The organism is Corticibacter populi (genome assembly GCF_004217315.1).
In the GTDB taxonomy this organism is placed as follows: domain Bacteria; phylum Pseudomonadota; class Gammaproteobacteria; order Burkholderiales; family Burkholderiaceae_C; genus Lampropedia; species Lampropedia populi.
The window spans coordinates 1,257,954-1,280,895 of the sequence record NZ_SGWR01000001.1; the positions used below are offsets into that span (position 1 = coordinate 1,257,954).

The window sequence follows — 22,942 nt, forward strand, 5'->3', positions numbered from 1 at the left end:
TGAATCCACGCCACCCGGAGTCTTTTCCCATGAAACGCCTTGCCCAACTGCTCGTCCCCGCCACGCTGGCCCTGCTTGCCGCCCCCGTATTGGCCCACAGCGGCCATGACCACCACCACGCCCTGCAGGACGGCCTGCTGCACCCCGCCACCGGGCTGGACCACCTGCTGATGCTGCTGGGCACCGGCATCCTCGCGGCCCTCAGCGGCCGGCGCCTCGCGCTGCCGCTGGCCACCCTCGCCGCCATGCTGGTCGGTGCCATCGCCGGCCGCCAACTGGGCGCCTTCATCGGCATGGAAACCCTCATTGCCGGCTCGCTCGTGGTCGCCGGCATTGCCCTGCTGCTGCCGCGCCGCCAAAGCGTGCTCGCCGCCTTGATGCCGCTGCTGGCGCTGGCGCACGGCTGGGCCCATGGCGTCGAGGCCGCGCCTGCCGGCTTCTGGCCATTCACCCTCGGTTTCGTCGCCGCCAGTGCCGCGCTGCTGGCGGCCGGCTATGGCGCCGGCCTGCTGCTGCGCCGCCACCAGCGCGTGCGCCAGTTCGCCGGCGGCGGCCTGCTCGCCTTCGCCGCGGCCGCGCTGGCCGGATGAACGCCCTTCGGTCCCTTTCGTCCCGATACGATGACAGTCCCGTCCCTGCACCAATTGCGCATGCTGCAACTGGCCAGCGCCACGCTGCCGGTGGGTGGCTTCACCTATTCGCAGGGCTTGGAGTGGGCCGTCGAAGCCGGCTGGGTCGATGATGAAGCCAGCTTCCGGCAGTGGCAGTACGAGCAGATCCACGAAACCCTCGCGCACCTGGACTGGCCGGTGCTGCAGCGCCTGTACCAGGCCTGCGCAACCGGTGCCGCCGAGGACTTTGCGCGCTGGGGCGAATTCCTGCTGGCCAATCGCGAGACGCAGGAGCTGCGCACCGAGGAACGCCAGCGTGGCGCCGCCTTGGCCCGCATGCTGGACGGCTGGCAGCTGTGCCAGGCGCCGGCCTGGCGTAGCGCCGCCGCGCTCACGCAGGCCAGCGGCATGGCCTGGCTGGGCTGGCACTGGCAGATGCCGCCGCGCGAACTGGCGCTGGCCTATGGCTTTGGCTGGCTAGAAGGCGCCGTGATGGCCGGCGTCAAGCTCGTGCCCTTCGGCCAGCAGGCCGCCCAGACCCTGCTGGCCGAGCTCAGCGCCACCCTTGCCGAGGCGCTGGAAGCCGCGCTCGCGCTGGGTGACGACGAACTCGGTGGCGGCCTGCCGCTGGTGGCCATCGCCTCGGCACGGCACGAAACCCAGTACACGCGGCTGTTCCGCTCCTGAACGCCGCCCTCCCTATCAACGGCTTCCAAGAACGCTGAAAGAAAGCACACCATGCAAAACTACCAACAACCCCTGCGCGTCGGCGTCGGCGGCCCGGTCGGCTCCGGCAAGACCGCACTGCTCGAGGCGCTGTGCAAGGCCATGCGCGACGACTACGAAATCGCCGTGGTCACCAACGACATCTACACCAAGGAAGACCAGCGCATCCTCACCGAGGCCGGCGCGCTGGCGCCCGAGCGCATCGTCGGCGTCGAGACCGGTGGCTGCCCGCACACGGCCATCCGCGAGGATGCCTCGATGAACCTGGCCGCCGTCGAAGACCTGGCGCGGAAGTTCGGCAACCTCGATGTGGTGTTCGTCGAGAGCGGCGGCGACAATCTCAGCGCCACCTTCAGTCCCGAACTGGCCGATCTGACGGTCTACGTCATCGACGTTGCCGAGGGCGAGAAAATCCCCCGCAAAGGCGGCCCCGGCATCACCAAGTCGGATTTTCTGGTCATCAACAAGATCGACCTCGCTCCCTACGTCGGCGCCAGCCTCGAAGTGATGGAAAAAGACACCCACCGCATGCGCCCCGAGCGCCCCTGGGCCTTCACCAACCTCAAGACCGGCCACGGCCTGCAGACATTGATCGATTTCATCGTGGAAAAGGGCATGCTGCGCGTTGCCGCCTGAAAGCCTGAAACCGAGCGGGGCCACAAGCGCCCCAAGGTCCCGGTGAACACACGGACACTGCCTGCATCCCGAGCCGAACAAACCCGCATCATCAGGCCTGTGCCGGCGCTCCTCATGGCCCGTCGTTTCTCGGATGCGGCGCCAGGTTGCTCAGGGCCTCTTTGTCGAGAATGCGCAGATTACCCTTGCAGTGGGTGATGTATCCCTTGCTACGCCATTTGGCCAGAATGCGGCTGAAGGTTTCCGCACGAATGCCCAGCTTGACGGCAATTTGCGTGCGCGAGAGCGGCAGGCGCAAGCGCTGTGGCGTCTGCCACTGCGCGTGCTGAAGAATGTAGTCAGCCACGCGCTCTTCGGCAGAACTGGACGTCAGCCAGTCGATCTGATTGGCTTGGTGGGCCACCAGGCGTGAGGCGTGCTCCAGCATCCGGTAGCACACCTGGCTATTGCCGGCGCACAAGCTGCGCATCGCCTCGCCTTCCACCAACACGCCCATTCCGTCGGTGGCGGCCCGCACTTCCATCAGGTGACGGCCATTGGGGGTGAACAAGGCCAACAGCGAAACCATATTGCCCTGATGGGCTTGGCTGAAAACTTTTTCCTCCCCATCGTCGGTCAGACGGACGCGGTTGACCACTCCGGAGCCGATCAGCAGGATATCGTCGACCTGCTGACCATTGGAAAAAATCGCCTGTCCTTGATGAAAATCAATGACTTGACAGTGTGCAGCCAAAGCGTCCAGCTCTTGTGCCGAAGCACCGGCCAGCCATGGATGCGTACGTAGAAGCGCCAATGCTCGCAAATGGGAATTGGAAGCAGTGACAAATGTCATTTGATATTGAGTCTTATTTTTAAAGAATGACATTCTAGCGTCGCATCAGAAAGCCAGGCACCGGTGCGAGGTAGAGCCCGGTTTTCCCTGGCAAGGCTGCCGCTGGCGGCAGCGCATGCCGACGCTCATGGCCTTCCGTTTGTTTTGCTGGACTGTTTTTCTTCTCACCACACCATGCCACCGTTGTTCCGCCACACCCTCATCGCCTTCACCACAGCCAGCATTTGGCCTGCCGTACAGGCGCAAACGTCCCTTCCCGCTGCGGCCTCCGGCCATGCGGCCATCGAGTTGCCCGAAATCGTGGTGACGGCACAGGAGCCCGGTGCCACCGACGATGTGCCGGGCTATGTGGCCAGGAAAAGCACCGCCGGCTCCAAGACCGATGCATCGCTGCTGGAGATTCCGCAAACCATCAATGTCATCACCGCGCAGGAAATCGCCGAACGCGGCAATGCCCGCCTGTCGGAGACCTTGCGCTACACGCCCGGCGTGGTGACCGAAGTGCAAACCAGCAGCAGCTACTTCGACCGGCTGCGCATCCGTGGCTTCTACAGCATCAACAACATCTACCTGAACAACATGCAGATGAGCGGCACCGGCACACTGGCGGTGGCTCAGGTCGATCCCACGCACCTCTCGCGCGTTGAAGTCATCAAGGGCCCCGCCTCGGCGCTTTACGGACAGACCGGTACCGGCGGCCTGGTGGACATGCAGCTCAAGCGCCCGCAGGCAGAGGCGCCGCACCGCATTGGCCTGGGACTGGGCAACAAGGGACAGCGGGAGCTGAACCTTGACTGGGGCGGGCAACTGGCGGGGCAGGACACACTGCTGTTCCGGGTGACCGGCGTGGCGCGGCGCTCCGAGATGGATGCCGCATCCGTGACTCCCAAGCGCTATTCGGTGGTGCCCTCCGTGCTGTGGGCACCCAATGGCGTCACGAAGGTGTATAGCTACGTCGGCCTGCAGCGGGACGAGGGTGGCAGCTCCGCATCCTACCTGCCATTGGTCGGCACCCTCAAGCCATCGCCATGGGGCTACCTCTCGCGCGACTTCCAGGCCGGGGATCCCTCGGTCAATGACTTCACGCGCCGCCAGGCATTCGCCGGCACGGAGCTCACCCACGACCTGAACGATCAACTGCAGTACCAAGGCAACTTCCGCTACGCCTGGGTCGATGCGGACGTCGATTTCCTCTCCCCCGGCGCTTTCACGGGCGCCAGTCAAACGGTTTCCAGAACGTTCTATCAGCAAGCGGCGACGTCGCGCGCGGCCAGCGCCGACAACCATCTGCGCTACCGCTTTGGCACTGGTCTCGTCCGCCATGAAGTGGTGGCGGGCCTCGATTGGCGCCGCTTCAGTTCGGACAACCAGACCTCCACCGCCGCCACCAGTCCTGTCTTCAATCTGTTCGCCCCGACCTACGGCAAGCTGACGCTGGGCACGCTGGCATTGCGCACCAACAGCAGCAGTACGCTGACACAAACCGGCATTTATGTGCAGGACCAGGCCAGCATAGGCCCGTGGCGTATCATGGCAGGCCTGCGGCGCGACTGGTCGCGCTCAAGCACCGACAACCTGGTCACCGGGGCCAGCACCACCCAGAAAGACATCGCCACCTCGGGACGCGTTGGCCTGACCTACCTGATGGATGGCGGCGTGGCCCCGTACGTGAGCTACTCGCGCTCGTTCGAGCCGGCCTCTGGCACGGACTACTTCGGCACGGCATTCAAACCCACGGTGGGCACACAATGGGAAGTGGGCGTGAAGTACGCCCCCACGCAGTGGCGCGGCTTCCTGACGGCGTCGGTGTATGACCTCAAACGCAGCAACGTCAGCACCTCGGACCTGGATCACACCTGCGATGCGGCACCCCAACTGGCCGACTGCGGCAGCTATTCGGTCCAGTCCGGGGAGGTCAGCGTCAAGGGCCTGGAGCTCGAAGGCAAGGTCGACCTGAACAGGAACTGGTCCGCCACGGCCGGGTATGCCTGGATGAAGGCGCGCTACAGCCGGGACAACGCCGGTCTGCAGGGCAAAACACCCAGCAACACCCCCAGCCAGATGGCATCGCTCTGGTTGAGCCACCGCTGGAACAGTGGCGCACTGGCCGGGCTTTCTGCCTCTGCCGGTGTGCGCCGGGTGGGCGCCATGTGGGCAGAGGACGCCAACACCAACCGCATTCCGGCCTATGCCCTGTGGGATGCCATGTTCTCCTACGACCTGGGCGCCGCCTCATCCTCCATGCGGGGCTGGAATGTGCGCCTCAACATCAGCAACCTTGCCGACAAGCAGGCCGTTGGCGGCTGCTGGAGCGCCAATTACTGCGATTATGTCCAGGGCCGCCGCGTCAGCGCGAGCGTGAACATGGAGTTCTGATGCCGGCCCACTCGCCCCTGCCCGAGCGCGGGACCGCCGCCGCCGCACTCGAAGTCCAGGACCTGCACGTCGCCTACCACCATCGCCTCGTGCTGGAGCGGCTGCATGCCCGGATTCCAGCCGGGCAGATCACGGTGCTGATCGGGCCGAATGGCTCGGGCAAATCCACGTTGCTCAAAGCGCTGGCGCGCCTGTTGCCATCGGTCAGCGGGCAGATTCTGCTCGAAGGCCAAAGACTGGATGCCTTCTCGCGCAAGGCCCTGGCGCGCCAGCTCTCGCTGCTGCCGCAGGGGGCTGTCGTGCCCGAAGGCGCCACCGTCGCGGAACTGGTCGCCCATGGCCGCTTTCCGCACCGCCGCCTGCTGCGCAAACCCAGCCCGGCAGACCAGGCTGCCATCGCGCAGGCCATTGCCGTCACCGGCCTGCAAGACTGGCGCGACACGCCCGTGGAAGAGCTCTCGGGCGGCCAGCGCCAGCGCGTCTGGGTGGCCATGACGGTGGCGCAGGACAGCCCGGTCATGCTGCTGGACGAACCCACGACCTACCTCGACATCAACTACCAGATGGAGCTGCTGGCACTGCTGCAGCAACTCAATCGCCAGTGGCAGAGAACCCTGGTGCTGGTCCTGCACGACATCAATCTGGCCGCACGCGTCGCCGACCACATGATCGCCCTCAAGGACGGCGCCATCGTCGCGCAAGGAGCGCCCGAACACGTGGTGACCGCGCCCATGCTGCGGCAGATCTTCGGCATCGAAGCCCAGCTGTTCACCGATCCCGGCACCGGCAAACCGTGGTTCATCCCCTGCGCCAGCACGCCGCAGCCCGGCACCACCGCCAGCCCACAGGCCTGACATGCTCAACACCCCCCACACCCGCCGGCGCATCCAGGCCGCGACGCTGTGCTGGCTTGGCACGCTGACGCTGCGCCTGGCCGTTGCGCAATCGCCCATCTGCCAGGACGACGCATTCGGGCGAACCTGCCTGGCCGCCCCGGCGCAGCGCGTGGCCGCGCTGGAAAACCGGCACATCGAGAACCTGCTGGCCGTCGGCCTGCAGCCCATTGCCGTCAGCGGCAAGGCCGCCTACGCCCGGGCCTACGCCGCCATCTCGCCCACGCTGGGGGCCGAGGTAGTGGATCTCGGCCTGGCCGCCAACCCGAACCTGGAGCGCATGCTGACCCTGCAGCCCGATCTGATCGTCGGCAACGCCCGCACCGTGCAGAAGTATCACGCCGTGCTGCGCACGATCGCACCGGTGCTGGCCTTCGAGGTCTACCCCGCCGAAGGCGGCTCCCAGTTCGACAACATGGTGGACATGTTCAAGGCGGATGCGCTGGCGGTGGGCCGCCTGCCACAGGCGCTGGCATTCATGGCGCGTCTGGAAGCGCAGCTGCAGGACGCACGCCAGGCACTGGCCCAGGCAGGCTGGGGCGGGCAGACCGTGGTGCTGGCCAACATCAATGCCGGCATTACCGGCGCCGATGTCATGCTGTTCAACAGCAACTCCACGCCAGCCGAGCTGCTGCGCCGCATGGGCCTGCAGTATGGCTATGACGATGCGCGCCACCGCCAGAAGGCCTTCAACGTCACCACGGTCGAAGCCCTGGTGCCGCTGCAGCATGTGCATCTGCTGTACATGCCATTCAATGCCGCGGGGGTGGACAAGCTGATGCAGTCCTCCGTGTGGCGCAGGCTCGACTTCGTCGAGCAGAGCCATGTGCATGCCCTGCCCTACCGGCAGATGTATGCAGGACCGATGACGGCGCAGGCGTTCATTGAAGACGTGCTGGCGGTATTGCTGCGGGAGCCACGATGAACATGGCACCCCACCTTGCCGGCGGCAATGGCAATGGAAACGGCCGTGGCGCCGCCGCGAGCCACGACACGGCTGCGTCGAACGCTGCAACACGGCATGAATGGCTGGTCGTGGGCGCCTGCGCGATCGCGCTGGTGCTGGTGGCGCTGCTCAACCTCATGCAGGGCGAAGCGCCCATTGCCCTGCCACGCCTGCTCTCGGCGCTGTGGCAGGGCAGCTCCGAGCCGGTAGTGCGCGAAGTGCTGCTGCAGTTCCGTCTGCCCAGAGTCGCCGCGGGCCTGCTGAGCGCCAGCGCGCTGGCCATCTGCGGCGCGCTGCTGCAGACCATGCTGCGCAACCCCATGCTGTCGCCCAGCATCCTCGGCATCAGCGCGGGCAGCCACCTCACGGTCGTGATCGCGACCTTGCTGGCACCCGCCGCACTGCACCATTGGCCGGTGCCCATCACCATGGCAGGCGGCCTGCTGGCGGTGGCCATGGTCTACGCCCTTGCGGGGGCGCACCGCGCCACGCCCTTGCGGGTTGTGCTGGCGGGCCTGATCGTCTCGATGAGCCTGGGCTCGTTCGCGGCGATGCTGCAGATCCTGTATGAAAACGAAACCCGCTATGTGCTCAGCTGGGGCGCCGGCATGCTGCGACAGAACAACTGGCAGGCCATCCAGCAAACGGCGCTGCCGATGGTTGCGGCCATGGCCGTCACCATGGCGCTGGCACGGCAGTACGACATTGCCCGCATGGGGCGGGACATGGCGCAGGCACTCGGGCAGCATGTCGTGGCGGTGACGGTGACATCGCTGATCATGGTGCTGGTGCTGACGGGATCCGCCGTCGCCATCACCGGCCCGATCGGCTTCATTGGCCTGATCGCGCCGCACCTGGCCCGCCTGCTCGGGGTGCGCCGCCATATCGCGCTGTTGCCCGCCAGCGCCATGATCGGCGCCGCGCTGCTGCTGGGCGCCGACAGCCTGACCTATCTTTTTGGCAACGTCACCGCAGCGCCACCAGTCGGTGCCGTCACGGCCATCCTCGGTGCGCCATGCCTGCTGTGGTTGATACTGAATAGCCGCGCAGGCCGCGGCATGGCTGCCGCCGGGGCCACACCATTTGGCATGCGCCGGGCCGTGCAGATCCCTTTGCCGGCGCTCTTGTCGGTCCTGGGCCTGGCCTTGCTGCTGGCCATGCTGGCGTCGCTGCGGCTCGATGGCAACGGCCAGCGCCTGGACTTTGACGCGCTGTGGCGGGCATTCGCCGGCACCGGCGACTGGCTGCAGCAGCACATCGTCTGGCAACTGCGCATGCCGCGCTTGTTGCTGGCAGCCACCGCCGGCGCCAGCCTCGCCATCGCAGGCCTGCTGATGCAGGCCGCCGTGCGCAACCCTCTGGCCGATACCTCGCTGCTGGGAATCAATGCCGGTGCCTCGGCGGGGGTGCTGACAATGCTGGTGCTGTGGCCCACGGTGCGGTCGGCCGGCCTGATCATGGGCGCCAGCCTCGCCGGGGCATGGCTGGTCACCGCCATCGTCTTCGTACTGGCGGCACGGCGCCGGTTTGCACCCACGACCCTGATCCTCATTGGTGTGGCGGTCTCGGCCATGGCCTCCGCCTGGGTGCAGACACTGGTTCTGCACAACCGGTTCACCGACTCTCCCCTGGTATGGCTGGTTGGCGGCCTGTATGCGCGCGACTGGCAATCCGTATGGCTGCTGGCACCGGCGCTGCTCGCAATCGGCCTGGCGGCGTGGCTGCTCGGCCCCGCGCTCGACACCCTGGCGCTGGGCGACCATGGCGCCCAGGGCGTCGGGCTGGCCGTGGTGCCGACGCGCTCTGCCGCCGTGGCGCTGAGCGCCATCCTCGCGGCTTTGTGCGTGGCGCAAACCGGGCCCATCGGCTACGTCGGATTGCTGGCTCCGCACATGGCGCGGCTGCTGGTGGGCCAGGCCACCCGCGCACTGGTTCCCACCGCCGCACTTCTGGGGGCCTTGCTGCTGGTGCTTGCGGACTGGCTGGCGCGCTTGATGGCGCAGCCTGCCGAGCTGCCCGCCGGTGCCATCGTCGCGCTGGTGGGAACGCCCTACCTGATCTTCCTCATCTACAAAAGCCAGAAAACCACGGTATGAAACCACCCCGCAGACTCCATTTCAACTCCTGCATTGACTGGCTGGAGCAAGCCTGGCGCGAGCCCTGCGACCAGCCTCCGCTGCTGTTCGACCTCAGCCAGCTGACCGAACGCGCACGCCTGGCAGAACGCGGCTGCATGAATGCGCTGTTCATGGCCGACTTCTACACCTACCGCGCGGGCTTCTCGCTGGAGCCGCTGACGCTGCTCAGCGCGCTGGCTTCCGTCACCCGCCATATCGGCGTGATTGGCTCGGTCTCGACCACCTACAACCAGCCCTACGATCTGGCCCGCCTGTTCGCCTCCCTCGACCACCTGAGCGCAGGCCGTGCCGGCTGGAACATGGTGACCACCGCAGTCGGCTCGGTGGCCGCCAACTACAGCGAGCACCAGCATCTCGAGCATGATCTGCGTTATGAACGCGCCCACGAGGTCATCGAGGTCGTCACCCGGCTGTGGGACAGCTGGGACGACGATGCGCTGTGCACCGCGCAGGACCGCGCGGCAACGGGTGCGGGTGGCGGGTGGCTCGATCCGGACAAGATCCACCCGATCGATTACCACGGGCATTGGTTCGATGTGCCAGGCCCGCTGAATCTGCCCCGCCCGCCCCAGGGCCACCCGGTACGCATGCAGGCAGGCTCGTCACATGCCGGGCGGGATTTCGGAGCGCGCTGGGCCGAGGTGATTTTCACGGCGCAGCCACTGCTGCCCATCGCCCGGGATTTCTACGCCGACGTCAAGCAGCGTGCCGCCCGCTTCGGCCGTGACCCTGAAGGAATTCGCATCTTGCCAGGCCTGATGCCGATCATTGCGCCCACGCGTGCGCAAGCCGAGGACATGGCCGCCGCCCGTGCCCTGCGACGCGGCCGGGGCGAGGCCCGCCTGCGCGAATTCGTGGGGGTGGACCTGAGCGTGCTGCCACCCGACGAGCCCATCCCCCTGGCACTGCTGCCCGAGGCCGGCACCACCAATGGCATGCGAGGCCGCTCCGACCTGATGCTGGACATCGTGCGGCGCTACCGCCTCACCCCCCGCCAACTGCAGGCACAGGAGGCTCACCACGGCTTCGTCGGCACCCCCGAGGAAGTCACCGACCTGATCCATGAATGGTTCGAGGCCCGCGCCTGCGACGGCTTCACCATGATGTGGCCGTCCATCGAGTCCAACCAGCTGTTCGTGGAGCAGGTCGTGCCCGCGCTGCAGCGCCGTGGCATCCACCGCAAAGCCTACGATGCCAGCACGCTGCGCGGCCACTTCGACCTGCCACGTCCCCTCCCTCGGCGCGACCATGCCAACGCCGCCGTCCTTCCCATCACTCCGTTCGCCAAAGCCTGAAAGCACACCGATGAAACAGCTGCACTTGAACCTGGTGTGGGGCGATGCCGGCATGGGGGCCTGGCAGGCCCCCACCGCTATTTCCAGCTACACCAACGGCCCGGCGGCGTGGCGCGAACTCGCGCAAACTGCCGAGCACGCATGCCTGGATGCCATTCTTTGCACCGACCGCAACCACCTGGCCGCCACACGCACAGGTTCGGCGCTGTTCGGTCTCGAACCCTTCACCACCTGCGCGGTCCTGGCCGCGCACACCAACCGCATCGGCTTGATTGCCACCGCAGCCACCCCGACCGCGCAGCCCTACAACATCGCCCGTCGCCTGGCTTCGCTGGACCACATCAGCCAGGGCCGCGCCGGCTGGGACATCCGAGCGGCACTGCCAGCGGAGACCCTCGCGCAATATGGCAAGACAGTGGATCCGCAAACCTGCTGCGATCCCGCCCGCACACTCGAATTCGTGCAAGTCACCCGCCAGTTGTGGGACAGCTGGGGTGATCACGCCTTGCAATGCGACGGCACTGGACAAGCTGCGGTGGACGGCTCCCAGAACCATGCCATCGAACACCAAGGCCGGTGGTTTTCGGTGCAGGGCCCGCTGGATGTGCCACGCCCGCCGCAAGGCCAGCCGCTGCTCAGCCATGCGGTGCGGACCGCGCAGGACGAAACCCTCGCGGCCAGCCACGCCGATCTGGTGTTCGTGCGCCCAAACGATCCCGCACAGGCCGCCGTTTTTCGCCGGAAAATGCGCGCGCGCTGCGCAGCGGCAGGACGCACACCGGATTCGATTCGGGTCATGGGCGCGTTGCGATTCGTGCTGGCCTCCAGCGACGCAGCGGCAGCGGAACGCGCCAACGCACTGGCACCCTATGCCGCAGCAGCACGGCGCCCAAGCGACGCGCCGTCTGCAGATTCTCCCCTGACGTATGTGGGCACGCCCACAGGGCTCGCCGCACGCATGCAAACATGGCTGGAAGCAGAAGCGGTCGATGGCTTCAATCTGATTTGCCCATGGCTGCCCGGCGGCCTGGAACAGTTCGCCCACGAGGTCATTCCGCTGCTCCAGCAACGCGGCATCTTCCGTACGCATTACGCCAACGCCACCCTGCGCAGCCACTTCGGCCTGCCAACCCGCAGGTACGCGGCGCTACCATCGATGGCGTCGTCGACGCCGTAGCGCATCAACACGCGCGGGAAAACCAAGATGGCTGTTTGGCCACCGCCGGGAGATGCACTGCGCGCGCAATATGCCAGCAGCTGAACACCCGCGCCGATTCATGCCTGCAGTTGCGCCAGAAGCGCATCCACCGCCTCGTCAATCAGCTCGAACGCCCGCACGAAATCGGCCGGCCCCCCGTACCACGGGTCTGGCACATCCTGGCCCCGCGGCTGGCCCGGCAGCCAATCCAGCATCAGTCCCACCTCGCCAAGCGACCGGCCCGGAAACCGGCGCCCGGCCTGCTCCCGCAGTCGCGCCATGCTGGCGCAATGCACCCGGGTCATGCCGATCAAATGGTCGAAGGCCAGAAAATCCGCCGTCTTGATCTGGCGTGCCCGATGCGCCAGCGGCGCATGGCCACGCCGCACCAGCTCCCGTGCGCTGCGTGCATCCATCGGACGCCCGGCCTCCTCATCGGAAATGCCGGCACTGTCCACCAGCAGCCACAAACCCATGGCCTGCGCCTTCTGCTGCAGCAGCGCATGGGCGGTTGGAGAGCGGCAGATGTTGCCAGTACACACAAACAGGATGCGTGAGGCAGGCTGCCGAGACTGGATCATGCCTGGCGACTTCACTGCCTTTGCGCCAGACGCTGCAGGTAAGGCACCAACGTCTGCACATTTGTGAACGTCATGCCATACATGCTGCTCAGGCCCTGCGCCTGCGCAGCATCGAGTTGCGCAGCGCAAATGATGAATTGCTCAGCCGGCTGGCCAATGCGTTTTTGCAGCCGGCTGAGCTTGTCGATTTCGTGGCGAAACTCCCCTGTCTTGCATTCGATGCTCACCAGACGCTCTCCCACCAGGGCCACCGCATCCAGTTCCTGCAGGTCTTCGTTGGGAAAGACCACTTTCACGCCCCTGGCACACGAGAAAGACTGCTGGCGGTTCTGGCCAAACACGTCCAGCAGAGCATCGATGGCAAACCATTCCAGCCAGGCGCCCATGAAAAACTGGCGTGCCGGCTGCGCCGGCTGCAGGCCCAGCCGAAGGATCTTTTCATTCTTCTGATAGAAATACTTGGCAAACAGGGCCCCGCCATACCAATTGCGGCACAAGCGGGTGATGGTGGCAGCATCCTTTTGCGCCAATCGCGCCAGTTCGATGTTCAGGCCGGAATGGCTCTTGCGATAACTCCAACCAATGCGCCCGAGAACATCGGCAAGGAGCTCATAGTGCTCGCCAATCTGACGGGCTGCCTCGTCGAAATAGCCATCCATGTTGACGTTGTCGTAGGCGAATTTCGCCAGGATGTTCCGGGCATGAAACCACGACTGCAACGGCGCATGCTGCTCTTGCGTAGGTAGAAAGGCATTGTCCAACGCAACCGGTGCATCCCCTTTCGCGGAAGCAGCTGCCGCCGACACCTCGACTTCGCCTTCCTCCTCCTGCGCCACTTTCAGGGCCTTGATCTCCCGCAGCGCCAACGCATAGCGCTGCAGCAGCTTCTCAACAAAAAACACGGTGCCATACACCGTCACAGGCTTGGCGCAACGGCCGCAGAAGGCCTGCTGTCCTTCAACGGGGAGAACCTCGGCAATGAAGCCGCAACTATTGCAACGATAAATGGACATGGCCTATCCGTCATGGAAGCGCGGCGACCTGGCCAGCCCCTCCGCTTCATTCAATCACGATCAATGGCAGCAAGAAACGCGGGCGCAACAAGCGGCATGCGCCGCACTGCCCATCATCCCCCCCGAGAACTTGTATCCGATTGTAGTGTCTCACCATCGATCCTCTTCACCACAGGTGCAATCATTTCGTGCGAACTCCTGCCGGCAGTCAAGACACGGCTCGGCAAGCGGGCACGAAGCGGCCACAGCATGACCACTCAACCTCCCACATGATAGGATGGCGCCGCGTGGCACGGGGTGCACCGGCCTCTGCGCTGCCTGCAATGGCGGCACGGTCATGGCCTGCGCTGAGAACACACCCGTTGAACCTGATCTAATTCGCACTGGCGTAGGGATTGTCACAATGAGCGACACCATATCCTCCATTCCAACTGGCGTGGATTCATCGAATCCACCGGACTTTCCCGCCTTCACCGCCCGGACGCTGGCGCAATTGCGCCGCCAGACGCCGCTGGTGCAGGCCATCACCAACAGCGTCGTCACCAATTTCACCGCCAACGCCTTGCTGGCGCTGGGAACGGCGCCCGCCATGGTCGACATTCCCGCAGAGGCCGGGGTGTTCGCTCGGCTGGCCTCGGGCCTGCTGATCAATCTGGGCACCCCCACGCCATCTCAGGTCGAGGCCGCGCTCGAAGCCGCGGCAGCAGCCCATGAGACAGGCACGCCCTGGGTGCTCGACCCGGTGGCCGTGGGCGTGCTGCCCGTGCGCACCGCACTGGCACGGCAACTGCTGGCTTTCGAGCCCGCCGTGGTGCGTGGCAATGCCTCCGAAATCATCGCCGTGGCAGGCGGCGGAGGTGGCGGCCGCGGTGTCGATGCGACCGACAGCGTAGCCCAGGCCGAACAGACGGCGATTGCGCTGGCGCTGCGCACCGGCGGGGTGGTGGCCGTCTCCGGTCCGGTGGACTTCATCACCGATGGCCACACCCAGGTGCGCGTGGCCAATGGCACGCCACTGCTGACCCAGGTCACCGGTGGCGGCTGCGCGCTCGGGGGGGTGATGGCAGCCTGCGCCGCACTGGCGGCCACGCCCGCCGAACGGCTGGCCACCACGGTGGCGGCCGTGGCCATCTATACCATCGCAGCCGAGCGCGCCGCAGCCCAAGCCCGAGGGCCGGGCAGCTTTGCCGTGCGCTTCATCGACGAACTGGCCTCCCTGTCCGCGCATGAGGTGCTGACGCAGGCTCGCATCGAGGTGGCCGCCACCTGATGACCGTGCGGGGACGGCAACCAGCGCGGCATCGCTTGTTGGCTTGTTCCACACCGGCCGGCCTGCCCATTCTGGTTCGCGGTTCGCCAGTTCCTCCATCCATCCATCTGCCATCGCGCCGGCCGCTTGCCGCTTGCCGGTGGCATTCCGGGCCCAGTCCATGAACAAGCGCACATTCGATCTTTCCATCTATCTGGTCACCGATTCCGGCCAGTGCGAAAAGGCTGGCCGCAGCCTCGCACAAACCGTCCAGCAGGCCATAGCCGGTGGCGCAACCATCGTGCAGGTCCGCGAAAAGGACGCCTCGGCGCGCGATTTCCTCGCTGCCGTGCAAGCCGCTGCCGCCGTGGTGCCGCCCCATGTGACGCTGCTGGTCAATGACCGGGTGGACGTGTACCTGGCTGCCCGCGCCGCCGGGGCCAAGGTCGATGGCGTGCACATTGGTCAGTCCGAGCTGCCGGCGCAGCTGGTGCGCCAGCTGGTGGGGCCGGCCGCCATCATCGGCCAGAGCGCCGGCACGCCAGCCACGCTGGAGGCGGCCGGGCACTCCGGCGTGATCGACTACGTCGGCATTGGCCCGCTGCATGCGACCACCAGCAAAAAAAATGCGCCAGCGCCCATCGGCCTGGCTGCGCTGGCGCGGCTGCGCCGGCACACCCGCCTGCCGGCCGTGGCCATTGGCGGCGTCACGGCGGCCGATCTGGCCGGTCTGCGCGCTGCGGGCTTCGATGGCGCAGCCGTGGTCAGTGCCATCTGCGCCGCCGCAGATGCCAAGGCAGCAGCCCGGACGCTGGCCGAGGCCTGGCGTGCAGGCATCCCGGACGCCCCTGGCACGTCCTTGGATACGCCCGCCCATTGAGCCGAACCGCAATCCCCGTTCCGTTACTTGATGAGGCCCCTCCCATGACACAGCCTGCAGCCATCCCCCGCGTGCTGAGCATCGCCGGCACCGACCCCACCGGCGGCGCCGGCATCCATGCCGACCTCAAGAGCATTGGCGCCAATGGGGGCTACAGCATGGCCGTGGTCACCGCGCTGGTGGCGCAGAACACCCAGGGGGTGCGCGCCATCCATATTCCGCCGTTGCCATTCCTGCGTGAACAGCTCGATGCCGTCAGCGATGACGTGCAGATCGATGCCGTCAAGATCGGCATGCTGGGCAACACCGGCATCATCGAAGTGGTTTCCGACTGGCTGGCCGCACACCGCCCGCCCGTGGTGGTGCTGGATCCGGTGATGGTTGCCACCAGCGGCGACCGCCTGCTCGATGCCGCAGCCGAATCGGCCTTGCGCGCGCTGCTGCACACCGCCGACCTGATCACGCCCAACATGCCCGAGCTGGCGGTGCTGGCCAATGCCGCGGAAGCGGACAACTGGGCGGCGGTCCTGCAGCAGGCTCGGCAGGTGGCCGCACAGTACCAGGTGCATGTGCTGGCCAAGGGCGGCCACCTGCAGGGCGCGCATGCGCCCGATGCGCTGGTCACCCCGGCTGGTACCGTCACCGAATTTCCCGGCGAGCGCATCCACACCCGCAACACGCACGGCACCGGTTGCTCCTATTCCGCCGCGCTGGCCACGCTGCGCCCGCAACGCGCCGGCTGGGAGGACACCGTGCGCGAGGCCAAGAACTGGCTGACCGACAGCATCCGTCACGCTGATGCGCTGCACGTCGGCCATGGCAACGGCCCGATCAGCCATTTCGCCACGCTGTGGCGGATGCGCGACCAGCAGCACCGCTGACCCCACTATTGGGCTGTCTTAGACGATTGCCGACGGGCCTGGACGGCCATTGGCGCCCTGCTTTTCATACGATAATCAACCGGGCAAGCCCGCGCCGCCTGACAGCTCCCTGCGCAGCGGCCATTCCGAACGCCTCGCCCGCATGCCTCACTCCTCCCTCCCAGCCCTTCATGTGCGCCGCGGCTATTGGCTGGTGGCGGGCGTGCTGCTACTGGTGATATTGAGCGGCCTCTGGAACCTGCAGGTGCAGCGCCAGCGGGCTGCGGCACAGGCCTCGCAGCGCCAACTCGAGAGCCAGGCCTGGCAATTCACCACTGCGATGCAAAGCAGCGCGCAATCCTATGCGCGCTTTCTGCTGAACTTGCAGGCCAGCCTGCAGCCGGATGCGCAGGCGGACAACCAGTCGCTGATCGAGCAATGGTTCGATGCCATCCAGACCCCCGAGTTCGCGGGAGCCCACATCGTGCGCATGCTCTCGCCGGATGCCTCCAGCACGCAAGGGGGCGAAATCCTGGCACGGCTGGCGCAACCACGCAAAACAGCCGTGGTCGAGGCCGTCTTCAACCACGACAGCGGCCTGACGCTGGTGGCATTGCCCGCCAGCACGCCGCAGCCCAAGCCTTCGTCCCGGAACCATCGCCCGCCAGCGACCCAAGGGCCGCTGATTGCGATGAATCTCGATTTCGACGACTGGGTTCGCGAGCTCCAGCGCATGGCCCCGATTCCCGGTCTGCAGGTCACCGCCCGTCCTGCCGCCGAGGCCATCCATGCCGCCACGCCACCGGCGCTCAGCCACGCCGGCGGCCACCTGCAGATGGTACTGCCGCTGCTGGGCCAGGCAGTGGTGCTCGACTTCCGTCCCCAAGCCATGGCATGGCCCGGCGATGCCGGCGCCGAGCTGCGTGAAAGCCTCGCCCCGATAGGTCCGCAGTTGCTCGCCGCCCTGGGCCTGCTGTTGCTGCTGGGGCTGCTCATTCACGAACGCAGATATGAATGGCTCCAGCTCGGCAAGATGCAGCACTACCGCATGCACGCCTACCAGGGCTGGCTGCGCTACCGGGCCTTCATCAACCAGCCCTTGCTGCCCATGGCCGAGACCGAACCCGGCGCCGGGCGTTTCATGCACAGCACACAGCGCTTCTCGCAATTGCTGGGTTACAGCCAGGAGGCGCTGCGGGCGCTGACGCTCAAGGACGTCATCCACACCGACGACCTGCCGGCGGTGCTGCACACGCCACCGGGCAGCCCGGATGGGACGCAGTTCAACCTTTTGCGCACGCAGAACGTGCGCCTGCTGCACAGCCTGGGGCATTACGTCTGGGTCGATCTGCTGCGCATCGAGAACTGGCCGTCGAATGCTGGCGACAGCCAGGCTTACGAGCCCGGCGAGCTGCTGATCGCCGTCGACCTCAGCCCCGCCAAGAAGCTCGAGGCCGAGCTCAAGCGCCGCATCGAGAAAAACCAGCTCGTCTTCCAGCAGTTGCCGGTGGGCCTGTGCATTCTCGACAACCAATGGCGCATCAGCTTCATGAACCCACAGTTCGTGGCCTTTTCGAAGCTCGGGCCGCAGGGCCTGGGCTCGTTCGACGAGTGGTGGGAAAAGGCCATCTGCAACCCGCGCTACCGGGACAACATGCACCGGCGCTGGCACGAGCTCTCGGCAAGCGCGCTGACCAGCAACGGCCTGATCGCGCCGATGGAGATCAGCCTGCAGAGCGAACCCGGCACGCTGGTGCGCACCGTCGAATTGGCCGGCATCATGCTCGACGATCAGGTCGTGCTGACGCTGGTCGACCTCACGCCCCACAAGCAGGCCGAGGAAGAAATCCGCATGCTGGCCTTCTACGATGGCCTCACCGGCCTGCCCAACCGCCGCCTGCTGCTCGACCGCCTGCAGCAGGCCTTGCTGACCAGCAGCCAGCACCAGTGGCATGGCGCCCTGCTGCTGCTCGACCTGGACAAGTTCAAGACCCTCAACGAGGCGCACGGCCACAGCAGCGGCGACGCCATCCTGCGCGAGGTCGCCAACCGCCTGCACGCACTGATTCCGCGCGACCAGACCACTGCCCGCACGGGGGCCGACGAATTCATCATCCTGCTCAGCGCCCTGGCGTCCACCGAAGACGAGGCGGTGCGCCTGTGCAAGGATCTGGGGCACCGCATCATCGCCAGCCTGCAGGAGCCGCAGGTCATCGACGGGCACACGCTGCATATCGATGCCTGCATCGGTATCACCGTGTTCCATAGCCTGCAGGTCGGCTCCGAGGAGCTGATGCGCCGCGCCGACATGGCCCTGCACCAGGCCAAGCAGACCGGCCCCGGCAAGCTGCGCTTCTTCGATCCGGCCATGCAGGCGAACGCCAGCGCCCGCGCCGCGCTGGAAGAGGACATCCGCGCCGGCATGGCGCTGGACCAGTTCATGCTGTTCTTCCAGCCGCAGGTCTGCGATGGCCGCATCACCGGCGCCGAAGTGCTGCTGCGCTGGCGCCATGGCGACGATGGCTTCGTCTCGCCCGATCAGTTCATCTCCACCGCCGAGCAGAGCAACCTGATCCTGCCGCTGGGCAACTGGGTGCTGCACCAGGCCTGCAAGCAACTGGCCATATGGGCACAGCACGAAGACACCGCCACGCTGAGCCTTTCGGTCAACGTCAGCCCGCGCCAGTTCAAGCAGGACAATTTCGTGCAGCAGGTCCTCACGGCGCTGGCCAGCACCGGCGCGCCGGCGCAGCGCCTGAAGCTGGAGCTGACCGAGAGTGTCCTGCTCGAAAACGTCGACCAGGCCATCATGCGCATGTCGCAGCTCAAGGAATATGGTGTCGGCTTCTCGCTGGACGACTTCGGCACCGGCTATTCGTCGCTGAGCTACCTGCAACGCCTGCCGCTGTGCCAGCTCAAGATCGACCGCAGCTTCGTGCGCGACCTCAGCAGCAACCCCAATGACGCCAGCATCGTGCGCACCATCGTCGGCCTGGGCCTCTCGCTCGGCCTGGAAGTGGTGGCCGAGGGCGTCGAGACCGCCCTGCAGGTGGACTACCTGCGCCAATGCGGCTGCCACATCTGGCAGGGCTACTTCATCGGCAAGCCGCAGCCGCTCGGCGAGTTCGAGCAAATGCTCCGCAACAAGCACCGCGCCATGTGACGAAGGCCCGGGTCGCTCACCGGGTGCCCGGCGCTGTCACCTTCACACGCAAAAAGAGACCTCCATGCGGAGGCCTCTTTTTGTATCGGCGATATGAATGAATCAGCGGTATGACGGGCAGCAGTCCCTGCCTGCCAGTCATCACACCGTCACAGTACCTCGAACACGCCCGCGGCGCCCATGCCGCCGCCAATGCACATGGTCACCAGCACCCGCTTGGCGCCGCGGCGCTTGCCCTCGATCAGCGCGTGACCGGTCAGGCGCTGACCCGAGACGCCATAGGGATGGCCCACCGCAATGGCTCCGCCATTGACGTTGAGCTTCTCGGGCGGAATGCCCAGGCGGTCGCGGCAGTAGATCACCTGCACGGCAAAGGCCTCGTTGAGTTCCCAGAGGTCGATGTCATCCACGCTCAGCCCGAGCTTCTTGAGCACCTTCGGCACCGCGAACACCGGGCCGATGCCCATCTCGTCAGGCTCGCAGCCGGCCACCGCAAAGCCGAGGAAGCGGCCGAGCGGCTGCAGGTTGTGGCGCTGCGCATAGTCCTCGGCCACCAGCACGCAGGCACCAGCGCCGTCGGAGAACTGACTGGCATTGCCGGCCGCCACCGTGCCGCCAGGCAGTGCCGGCTTGATGTTGCGGATGGCATCGACAGTGGTGCCGGGGCGGATGCCCTCGTCCTGCGAGACGGTGACCTTCTTGGTGCGCATGCCAGTGGTGGTGTCGGCCACGCCGGCGATCACCGAAATCGGCGCGATCTCTTCATTGAAGAGGCCGGCTTCCAGCGCAGCAGCGGCCTTTTGCTGGCTGCCTGCACCGTACTCGTCCATTTGCTCGCGGCTGATGTGGTAGCGCTTGGCCACCTGCTCGGCCGTCTGCAGCATGGACCAGTAGATTTCCGGCTTGATCTTCAGCAGTTCCGGGTCGGTGAGCATGTGCTGGTTCATCACCGGCGCCACGCAGGAGATGCTCTCGACGCCGCCGGCCACGTACACATCGCCCTCGCCGGCGATGATGCGCTGCGCGGCCATCGCAATGGTCTGCAGGCCCGAAGAACAGAAGCGGTTGACCGTGGCGCCCGAGACGGTGATGGGCAGGCCCGCCAGCAGCGCGATCTGGCGCGCGATGTTGGCGCCGGTGGCCCCTTCGGGCGTGGCACAGCCCATCAGCACGTCCTCGATGTCGGCGGCCTCGATGCCGGCACGTTCGACGGCGTGCCGCACGGCATGCGCGCCCAGCGTGGCGCCATGGGTGAGGTTGAATGAACCCTTGAAGCTCTTGGCCAGCGGGGTGCGCGCGGTGGAAACAATCACTGCAGATGTCATGGAATATCCTTTTTCCGGCTTGCGGGCATGGTCTGCCATGCCCTGCGCCCAGTGCTTGAATGGGGTTGAATTACTTGAACTGCTTGCCTTCGGCCACCAGACGGGCCAGCAGCGGCGCGGGTTGCCAGAAATCGACGTCGTCGTGCGGGTTGCGGGCGAAGCGCTTCATGGCCTCGACCACGTTGAACAGGCCGAACTCGTTGGCATAGTTCATCGGGCCACCGCGCCAGAACGGAAAGCCATAGCCATAGAGGTAGACGATGTCCACATCGCTGGCGCGCTGCGCAAAGCCTTCCTCCAGGATGTGCGCGGCCTCGTTGACCAGCGAGAACACCAGACGCTGGACGATCTCGTCGTCGCTGATCTTGCGCGGCGTGATGCCCTCGTCCTTGCGGTACTGCTCGATCATCTCCAGCACTTCCTGATTGACGATCGGATCGCGCTTGCCCGGCGCATAGTCGTACCAGCCGGCGCCGGTCTTCTGGCCAAAGCGCCCTTTCTCGCAGAGCAGGTCGGCGGTCCTGCTGTAGCGCAGCCCGGGCTTCTCGACGGCGCGGCGCTTGCGGATCGCCCAGCCGATGTCGTTGCCCGCCAGGTCGCCCATGCGGAACGGCCCCATCGCAAAGCCGAATTTCTCAATGGCCTTGTCCACCTGTTGCGGCGTGGCGCCTTCATCGATCAGGAAGCCGGCCTGGCGGCTGTACTGCTCGATCATGCGGTTGCCGATGAAGCCGTCGGTCACGCCGGCCACCACCGCCACCTTCTTGATCTTCTTGGCCAGGGCCATCACCGTGGCCAGCACGTCATTGGCGGTTTTCTCACCGCGCACCACTTCCAGCAGCTTCATCACATTGGCGGGGCTGAAGAAGTGCAGGCCCACCACGTCCTGCGGACGTTGGGTGAATGAGGCGATCTTGTTGAGATCCAGCGTGGACGTGTTGGAAGCCAGGATGGCGCCGGGCTTGATGACTTCATCGAGCTTCTTGAACACCTGCTCCTTGACGCCGATCTCCTCGAACACGGCTTCGATCACCAGATCGACGTCCTTCAGATCGGCATAGTCCAGCGTGGTGGACAGCAGCGCGATGGTCTTCTCGTATTTGTCCTGCTTCAGCTTGCCCTTCTTGATGCGGTCTTCATAGTTCTTGCGGATGACGCCGACGCCACGATCCAGGGCCTCCTGCCTGGTCTCCAGAATCGTCACCGGAATGCCGGCGTTGAGGAAGTTCATCGCAATGCCGCCACCCATGGTGCCAGCGCCGATCACGCCGACCCGCCCGATCTTGCGCTGCGGCGTATCGGCCGGCACGTCGTCGATCTTGGATGCGGCGCGCTCGGCAAAGAAGAGGTGGCGCAGCGCCCGCGACTCGGGCGTCCACATCAGGTTCAGGAACAGCTCGCGCTCCTTGGCCAGGCCTTCGTCGAAGCGCAGCCTGGTGGCCGCCTCGACGGCTTCGAGGCATTTGAGTGGGGCCGGCAAGTGCTTGACCATCGCCCCCACCGTGTTGCGGGCAAACTGGAAGAAGGCCTCGCCCTGCGGGTGCCTGGCCGGCAGATCGCGCACCTTGGGCAGCGGCCGCACATCGTCCACCGAGCGGGCGAAGGCCACGGCGGCCTCGACCACCCGGCCCGGCTCGTCGACCACTTCGTCAAAAAGCTTCTGTCCGGGCAGACTCGCCAGCACTTCTGCGGGTACCGTCTCACCGCTGACGATCATGTTCAGGGCCGCCTCCACGCCAATCACACGCGGCAGGCGCTGCGTGCCACCGGCACCAGGCAGCAGGCCGAGCTTGACCTCCGGCAGCGCCACCTTGGTGCCGGCAGCCACCACGCGGTAGTGGCAGGCCAGCGCCAGTTCCAGACCGCCGCCCATGACAATGCTGTGGATCGCGGCCACCACCGGCTTGTCGGCGTTCTCGATCACGGAGATCACACCATGCAAGTTGGGCTCGCGAAAGGCGCTGTCCTTGCCGAACTCGTTGATGTCGGCACCGCCGCTGAATGCCTTGCCCGCGCCGGTGATGACGATGGCCTTGACCGACGCGTCAGCGGTGGCCTGGTCGATGCCATCGGCAATGGCCTTGCGGGTCGAATACCCCAGGCCATTGACCGGCGGATTGTTCAGCGTGATGATGGCCACCTCATCATGCACCTTGTATTCAGCCGTCATGAAGTCTCCTTGAATGGTTGAAGATCAAAATAGAACGATCGTGCTATTTT

Annotated in this window: 18 protein-coding genes; 13 read left to right on the forward strand and 5 right to left on the reverse strand. The window is 66.0% G+C overall.

Going from position 1 to position 22,942, the window contains the following annotated elements:
* Window positions 1-29 precede the first annotated feature (29 nt).
* The 3 genes from EV687_RS05695 to ureG are packed head-to-tail and all read left to right on the forward strand — an operon-like array spanning window position 30 to window position 1,973.
* Window positions 30-590: a HupE/UreJ family protein gene (locus EV687_RS05695; protein WP_122226830.1), complete on the forward strand. Its 561-nt coding sequence runs from the start codon at window positions 30-32 to the stop codon at window positions 588-590.
* A 30-nt stretch (window positions 591-620) separates the two neighbouring features.
* On the forward strand, window positions 621-1,298 hold the full coding sequence (locus tag EV687_RS05700) for an urease accessory protein UreF (protein ID WP_122226831.1): 678 nt from the start codon (window positions 621-623) through the stop codon (window positions 1,296-1,298).
* A gap of 51 nt (window positions 1,299-1,349) precedes the next feature.
* Complete coding sequence (ureG, locus tag EV687_RS05705) at window positions 1,350-1,973, forward strand: urease accessory protein UreG (RefSeq protein ID WP_122226832.1); 624 nt, start codon at window positions 1,350-1,352, stop codon at window positions 1,971-1,973.
* Between the two features lie 112 nt (window positions 1,974-2,085).
* Here the strand turns inward: ureG and EV687_RS05710 are convergent, their stop codons facing one another.
* Window positions 2,086-2,838, reverse strand: coding sequence for a Crp/Fnr family transcriptional regulator (locus EV687_RS05710; protein WP_122226833.1), 753 nt, complete (start codon window positions 2,836-2,838; stop codon window positions 2,086-2,088).
* 141 nt (window positions 2,839-2,979) lie between these two features.
* Here EV687_RS05710 and EV687_RS05715 point away from each other — a divergent pair, with 141 nt between their 5' ends.
* From EV687_RS05715 to EV687_RS05740, 6 genes are read left to right on the forward strand one after another with little or no spacing between them, the layout of a single operon-like run.
* A complete protein-coding gene (locus EV687_RS05715) occupies window positions 2,980-5,181 on the forward strand; it encodes a TonB-dependent siderophore receptor (protein WP_122226834.1) in 2,202 nt (733 codons plus the stop codon).
* A complete protein-coding gene (locus EV687_RS05720) occupies window positions 5,181-6,035 on the forward strand; it encodes an ABC transporter ATP-binding protein (RefSeq protein WP_122226835.1) in 855 nt (284 codons plus the stop codon). Before EV687_RS05715 ends, EV687_RS05720 begins: the two co-directional genes overlap by 1 nt.
* A gap of 1 nt (window position 6,036) precedes the next feature.
* Entirely contained in the window at window positions 6,037-6,999 is a 963-nt protein-coding gene (locus tag EV687_RS05725) for an ABC transporter substrate-binding protein (protein WP_122226836.1), read from the forward strand.
* Window positions 6,996-9,116, forward strand: coding sequence for an iron ABC transporter permease (locus EV687_RS05730; protein WP_122226837.1), 2,121 nt, complete (start codon window positions 6,996-6,998; stop codon window positions 9,114-9,116). Before EV687_RS05725 ends, EV687_RS05730 begins: the two co-directional genes overlap by 4 nt.
* Window positions 9,113-10,453: an NtaA/DmoA family FMN-dependent monooxygenase gene (locus EV687_RS05735; RefSeq protein ID WP_122226838.1), complete on the forward strand. Its 1,341-nt coding sequence runs from the start codon at window positions 9,113-9,115 to the stop codon at window positions 10,451-10,453. Before EV687_RS05730 ends, EV687_RS05735 begins: the two co-directional genes overlap by 4 nt.
* Before the next feature lie 10 nt (window positions 10,454-10,463).
* On the forward strand, window positions 10,464-11,630 hold the full coding sequence (locus EV687_RS05740; RefSeq protein ID WP_162846561.1) for an LLM class flavin-dependent oxidoreductase: 1,167 nt from the start codon (window positions 10,464-10,466) through the stop codon (window positions 11,628-11,630).
* Between the two features lie 98 nt (window positions 11,631-11,728).
* Here the strand turns inward: EV687_RS05740 and EV687_RS05745 are convergent, their stop codons facing one another.
* Window positions 11,729-12,232: a low molecular weight protein-tyrosine-phosphatase gene (locus tag EV687_RS05745; protein ID WP_122226840.1), complete on the reverse strand. Its 504-nt coding sequence runs from the start codon at window positions 12,230-12,232 to the stop codon at window positions 11,729-11,731.
* Between the two features lie 11 nt (window positions 12,233-12,243).
* Window positions 12,244-13,245, reverse strand: coding sequence for a Card1-like endonuclease domain-containing protein (locus EV687_RS05750; protein ID WP_122226841.1), 1,002 nt, complete (start codon window positions 13,243-13,245; stop codon window positions 12,244-12,246).
* A 403-nt stretch (window positions 13,246-13,648) separates the two neighbouring features.
* Here EV687_RS05750 and thiM point away from each other — a divergent pair, with 403 nt between their 5' ends.
* The 4 genes from thiM to EV687_RS05770 all read left to right on the forward strand — a co-directional run bounded on the left by thiM (window position 13,649) and on the right by EV687_RS05770 (window position 19,397).
* Window positions 13,649-14,515 carry a hydroxyethylthiazole kinase gene (gene thiM, locus EV687_RS05755; RefSeq protein ID WP_122226842.1) on the forward strand — a complete coding sequence of 289 codons (867 nt, stop codon included), beginning with the start codon at window positions 13,649-13,651 and terminating at the stop codon, window positions 14,513-14,515.
* Between the two features lie 160 nt (window positions 14,516-14,675).
* Complete coding sequence (gene thiE / locus EV687_RS05760; RefSeq protein WP_122226843.1) at window positions 14,676-15,374, forward strand: thiamine phosphate synthase; 699 nt, start codon at window positions 14,676-14,678, stop codon at window positions 15,372-15,374.
* Between the two features lie 44 nt (window positions 15,375-15,418).
* The gene (gene thiD / locus EV687_RS05765) at window positions 15,419-16,255 is read left to right on the forward strand and encodes a bifunctional hydroxymethylpyrimidine kinase/phosphomethylpyrimidine kinase (protein WP_122226844.1); all 837 of its coding nucleotides are present in this window, start codon (window positions 15,419-15,421) and stop codon (window positions 16,253-16,255) included.
* A 142-nt stretch (window positions 16,256-16,397) separates the two neighbouring features.
* Window positions 16,398-19,397: a putative bifunctional diguanylate cyclase/phosphodiesterase gene (locus EV687_RS05770; RefSeq protein ID WP_122226845.1), complete on the forward strand. Its 3,000-nt coding sequence runs from the start codon at window positions 16,398-16,400 to the stop codon at window positions 19,395-19,397.
* Between the two features lie 149 nt (window positions 19,398-19,546).
* Here EV687_RS05770 and EV687_RS05775 read toward each other — a convergent pair whose 3' ends face one another.
* Together EV687_RS05775 and EV687_RS05780 are read right to left on the reverse strand one after the other, a co-directional pair.
* A complete protein-coding gene (locus EV687_RS05775; protein ID WP_122227272.1) occupies window positions 19,547-20,722 on the reverse strand; it encodes an acetyl-CoA C-acyltransferase in 1,176 nt (391 codons plus the stop codon).
* A gap of 70 nt (window positions 20,723-20,792) precedes the next feature.
* Window positions 20,793-22,892: a 3-hydroxyacyl-CoA dehydrogenase NAD-binding domain-containing protein gene (locus tag EV687_RS05780; RefSeq protein ID WP_122226846.1), complete on the reverse strand. Its 2,100-nt coding sequence runs from the start codon at window positions 22,890-22,892 to the stop codon at window positions 20,793-20,795.
* Between the last annotated feature and the right edge of the window lie 50 nt (window positions 22,893-22,942).

Coding starts and splice junctions, on each gene's coding strand:
- EV687_RS05695 (WP_122226830.1), top strand. CDS start 30: ATGAAACGCCTTGCCCAACTGCTCGTCCCCGCCACGCTGGCCCTGCTT.
- EV687_RS05700 (WP_122226831.1), top strand. CDS start 621: ATGACAGTCCCGTCCCTGCACCAATTGCGCATGCTGCAACTGGCCAGC.
- ureG (WP_122226832.1), top strand. CDS start 1,350: ATGCAAAACTACCAACAACCCCTGCGCGTCGGCGTCGGCGGCCCGGTC.
- EV687_RS05710 (WP_122226833.1), bottom strand. CDS start 2,838: ATGTCATTCTTTAAAAATAAGACTCAATATCAAATGACATTTGTCACT.
- EV687_RS05715 (WP_122226834.1), top strand. CDS start 2,980: ATGCCACCGTTGTTCCGCCACACCCTCATCGCCTTCACCACAGCCAGC.
- EV687_RS05720 (WP_122226835.1), top strand. CDS start 5,181: ATGCCGGCCCACTCGCCCCTGCCCGAGCGCGGGACCGCCGCCGCCGCA.
- EV687_RS05725 (WP_122226836.1), top strand. CDS start 6,037: ATGCTCAACACCCCCCACACCCGCCGGCGCATCCAGGCCGCGACGCTG.
- EV687_RS05730 (WP_122226837.1), top strand. CDS start 6,996: ATGAACATGGCACCCCACCTTGCCGGCGGCAATGGCAATGGAAACGGC.
- EV687_RS05735 (WP_122226838.1), top strand. CDS start 9,113: ATGAAACCACCCCGCAGACTCCATTTCAACTCCTGCATTGACTGGCTG.
- EV687_RS05740 (WP_162846561.1), top strand. CDS start 10,464: ATGAAACAGCTGCACTTGAACCTGGTGTGGGGCGATGCCGGCATGGGG.
- EV687_RS05745 (WP_122226840.1), bottom strand. CDS start 12,232: ATGATCCAGTCTCGGCAGCCTGCCTCACGCATCCTGTTTGTGTGTACT.
- EV687_RS05750 (WP_122226841.1), bottom strand. CDS start 13,245: ATGTCCATTTATCGTTGCAATAGTTGCGGCTTCATTGCCGAGGTTCTC.
- thiM (WP_122226842.1), top strand. CDS start 13,649: ATGAGCGACACCATATCCTCCATTCCAACTGGCGTGGATTCATCGAAT.
- thiE (WP_122226843.1), top strand. CDS start 14,676: ATGAACAAGCGCACATTCGATCTTTCCATCTATCTGGTCACCGATTCC.
- thiD (WP_122226844.1), top strand. CDS start 15,419: ATGACACAGCCTGCAGCCATCCCCCGCGTGCTGAGCATCGCCGGCACC.
- EV687_RS05770 (WP_122226845.1), top strand. CDS start 16,398: ATGCCTCACTCCTCCCTCCCAGCCCTTCATGTGCGCCGCGGCTATTGG.
- EV687_RS05775 (WP_122227272.1), bottom strand. CDS start 20,722: ATGACATCTGCAGTGATTGTTTCCACCGCGCGCACCCCGCTGGCCAAG.
- EV687_RS05780 (WP_122226846.1), bottom strand. CDS start 22,892: ATGACGGCTGAATACAAGGTGCATGATGAGGTGGCCATCATCACGCTG.